Origin of the sequence: Streptomyces sp. RP5T (assembly GCF_003933965.1) — a bacterium.
Classification (GTDB): domain Bacteria; phylum Actinomycetota; class Actinomycetes; order Streptomycetales; family Streptomycetaceae; genus Streptomyces.
In genome coordinates this window covers 1-3,248 of the sequence record NZ_RSAJ01000787.1, presented here as the reverse complement: position 1 = coordinate 3,248, position 3,248 = coordinate 1, and the positions used below count along the sequence as shown (strand labels likewise).

Below are 3,248 nucleotides of genomic sequence, written 5' to 3'. Positions count from 1 at the left end.
ACCCCCACCCGGGCGAACGCGGCGGCCACGGAGGACACGCCGGGACGGACGTCCAACGCCGCCGGGCCGAACCGCTCGGCGAGCACCCGCACGATCCCGAAGAACCCGGGGTCGCCCGAGGCCAGCACGACGATGCGGCTGCCCTTGTCGCGATGCCGTTCGATGACGTCCAGCGCCGGTGCCAGCGGTCCGAGGACGACCCGCTCGGCATCCGCCGGGAGCGCCGCCGCGTCCAGGTGCCGCCGCCCGCCCACGACCAGCTCCGCACCGGCCAGGGACTCGGCCGGCGCCGCCCCCGTCCCCGTACCCACGACCGTGATCACGTGCCGGCACCCTTCGCCGCCCGCAGCGCCCGACGGGCCTCCGGGTCGGCCTTGCGGTACCCGTGGAAGTGGCCGGGGTGGTAGAGGTGCGAGCGCGTGCCCTCGGAGTCCAGTGCCGGGCCGACCAGGAACAGCGTGTGCTTCCACAGCTTGTGCTCCTTGACCGTCTCCTCCAGCGTCTCGATCGTGCAGCGCACGACCAGTTCCTCGGGCCAGGTGGCCTGGTAGGCGACCACCACCGGCGTGGCCGTGGGGTAGCCGCCCTCCAGCAGCTCCCGCACCAACTGCCCGCTGCGCGCGGCGGACAGGAAGATCGCCATGGTGGTGCCGTGCTTGGCGAACTCCCGCACCTCCTCGCCGGGCGGCATCGGCGTCTTGCCGCCGCCGAGCCGGGTGAGCACCACGGACTGCGCGACCTCGGGGATGGTCAGCTCCCGCTGCGCGAGCGCGGCGACCGCGGAGAAGGCGGAGACCCCGGGCACGACCTCGGTGGCGATACCGAGCCGCGCGCACCGGTCGAGCTGCTCCTGCGTGCCGCCCCACAGGGCGGGGTCGCCGGAGTGGATCCGGGCGACCCGCAGCCCCTCCTCGCGCGCCCGCTCGTACACGGCGACCACGTCCTCCAGCGACATGGTCGCCGAGTCGAGGATCTCCGCGTCCTCACGCGCGTGTTCGAGGACCTCCGCCTGCACCAGGCTCGCGGCCCAGATCACGACGTCGGCCTCGGCGATGGCGCGCGCGGCCCGGAACGTCAGCAGATCGGCGGCGCCGGGGCCGGCACCGACGAAGGTCACCTTGCCGGTGGGGGCAACGGCCATGGAAATCGGTCCTCTCGTCACAAAAGGTCTTCACAAGGTCTTACGGCTGCGGTCGGCACGGTGGCCGGATGTGCGCGAACAGGGGTTGATCGGATACCAAGGCCCTATGGCGGTCTTCGTCGCGCTCGGCGCGTTCCTGATGACGCTGGCCGGCGGCTGGACGGCACAGCGGGTGACCGACCGCCGCCATCTGGTCCTCGGCCTGGCCGGCGGACTGATGCTCGGCGTGGTCGGCCTGGACCTGCTGCCGGAGGCGCTGCGCGCGGCCGGCGACGAGGTCTTCGGCGTGCCCGCGGCCCTGCTCCTGTTCGTGGCCGGGTTCCTGCTGGCCCATCTGGTGGAACGCCTGCTCGCCGCCCGCCAGGCCGCCCACGGGGGCGAGGAGCACAACGGCCGGGCCCCGGAGGTCGGCCTCACGGCGGCGGCCGCGATGGTCGGCCACAGCGCGATGGACGGCGTGGCCATCGGCGCGGCCTTCCAGGTGGGCGGCGGCATGGGCGCGGCCGTGGCACTCGCCGTGGTGGCCCACGACTTCGCGGACGGCTTCAACACGTACACGATCACGAGCCTGTACGGCAACGCCCGCCGCAGAGCGCTCGGGATGCTGTTCGCGGACGCGGCGGCCCCGGTCGTGGGCGCCGCCTCGACGACGTTCGTGACCATTCCGGAGAGCCTGCTCGGCGGCTATCTCGGCCTCTTCGGCGGCGCGCTGCTCTACCTCGCGGCCGCCGAGATCCTGCCCGAGGCCCACCACGAACACCCCGCCCGCTCGACCCTGCTGTGCACGATCGCGGGCGCGGGCTTCATCTGGCTGGTGGTGGGCCTGGCCGGCTGACCCGGCCGCTCCGCGGTGATCCGCCGACGGTCTCACAGCTTGCCGCCCCGGCTGCCGTCCCGCCGCGCGGGCGCGATCAGCGTGGAGAGATACGGCAGGGGAGCCCCGTCGAGCTCGGCGGCGGACCGGATGGACTCGGCCTCAAGACCCAGCGCCGATCCCCATACGGCGTTTTCGATCCGCCCGGTCTCCCTGAGCGCCTCGGCCACCTCAGCGGCCTGCCGCCCGAACTTGTACGCCACGACCGTCCCGGGGCCGTTGAGCGCGTCCTTGAGCACGGCGGAACCGGCGGTGACGGGCACCAGGGTGAGCGGCTCGGTGCCCTCGGTCAGCACGGCCCCCGAACGCGCCGCGAGGTCCTGCATGGCGGTGATCCCGGGCACGGTCTCGACGACGACGCCGGGCACGAGCGCGCCGATGGTGTGGGCGAGATAGGTGAAGGTGGAGTAGACGTTGGGATCGCCGATGGTCGCGAAGGCGACGGACGCGTGGGCGGCGAGCAACTGGGCCACCCGGTCCCCGGCCGCGTCCCAGGCGGCCTCGCGCCGACCGTGATCGGTCCGCTCGTTGAGGGCGAAGACGACCCGGACGATCTTCTCCTGCGGCACGTAGTGCAGCACGGTCGCCTCGGCCCGGCCCCGCTCGCCCGTGTCCATGACGGGCACGACGACGACCTCGGCGGCGCGCAGGGCGTTGACCCCCTTGACGGTCACCAGCTCCGGATCCCCGGGCCCGACCCCGACCCCGATCAACCTGCTGCTGCTCATGACGTCCGGCACCTCTCCACGAACCGACGGGCGACACCGGGCTGCGAGGCCCAGTGCGTGTGCAGATAACTCGCGTGCACACCACGCTGTACGAAACCCTCGAGCCGCCGCCGGGGCACCCGCACACCCCAGGCCGCCGCGTCCCCCGCCCCCGGCTCCACCACGGTCCGGTGGAACTCGTGCCCGCGTATCCGTGTCCCGGCGACGGCCAGCGAACTGTCACTGACGGCGACCGCGTCCCGGTACCCGAGGGTGAGCTTCTCCTGCATCCGCGCCGAGGCGTCGAGCACCCCGCACATCGGCTGCCCGTCGAGCTCCCGGCACAGGTAGAGCAGCCCGGCACACTCGGCGGCCACGGGAGCGCCGGTCTCCGCGAGGGCGGACACGGCCTTGCGCAGCGGCTCGTTGGCGGAGAGCTCGGCGGCGTAGACCTCGGGGAACCCGCCGCCGATGACCAATCCGGCGGTGCCGTCGGGCAGTTGCTCGTCCCGTAGGGGATCGAAGG

Annotated in this window: 4 protein-coding genes and 1 pseudogene; 1 reads left to right on the top strand and 4 read right to left on the bottom strand. The window is 73.4% G+C overall.

The window, feature by feature from the left end; translation table 11 throughout:
- Together cbiE and cobM are read right to left on the bottom strand one after the other, a co-directional pair.
- Positions 1–323 (bottom strand): precorrin-6y C5,15-methyltransferase (decarboxylating) subunit CbiE (gene cbiE, locus EHS43_RS40995; RefSeq protein ID WP_125195602.1); only part of this gene is annotated, 323 nt, incomplete at its 3' end.
- A complete protein-coding gene (gene cobM / locus EHS43_RS40990) occupies positions 320–1,141 on the bottom strand; it encodes a precorrin-4 C(11)-methyltransferase (RefSeq protein WP_125195601.1) in 822 nt (273 codons plus the stop codon). The genes cbiE and cobM, both read right to left, overlap by 4 nt.
- A 106-nt stretch (positions 1,142–1,247) precedes the next feature.
- On the opposite strand from cobM, the gene EHS43_RS40985 reads away from it, so the two are divergent.
- A complete protein-coding gene (locus EHS43_RS40985; RefSeq protein ID WP_125195600.1) occupies positions 1,248–1,976 on the top strand; it encodes a ZIP family metal transporter in 729 nt (242 codons plus the stop codon).
- A gap of 32 nt (positions 1,977–2,008) precedes the next feature.
- Here EHS43_RS40985 and cobI read toward each other — a convergent pair whose 3' ends face one another.
- On the bottom strand, positions 2,009–2,755 hold the full coding sequence (gene cobI, locus EHS43_RS40980) for a precorrin-2 C(20)-methyltransferase (protein ID WP_125195599.1): 747 nt from the start codon (positions 2,753–2,755) through the stop codon (positions 2,009–2,011).
- Positions 2,740–3,248, bottom strand: a pseudogene (locus tag EHS43_RS40975) (cobyrinic acid a,c-diamide synthase); the annotation flags it as partial. The gene cobI and the pseudogene EHS43_RS40975, both read right to left, overlap by 16 nt.

Excerpts from the sequence above, each read along its gene's own strand:
- cobM (WP_125195601.1), bottom strand. The coding sequence starts at position 1,141 with ATGGCCGTTGCCCCCACCGGCAAGGTGACCTTCGTCGGTGCCGGCCCC.
- EHS43_RS40985 (WP_125195600.1), top strand. The coding sequence starts at position 1,248 with ATGGCGGTCTTCGTCGCGCTCGGCGCGTTCCTGATGACGCTGGCCGGC.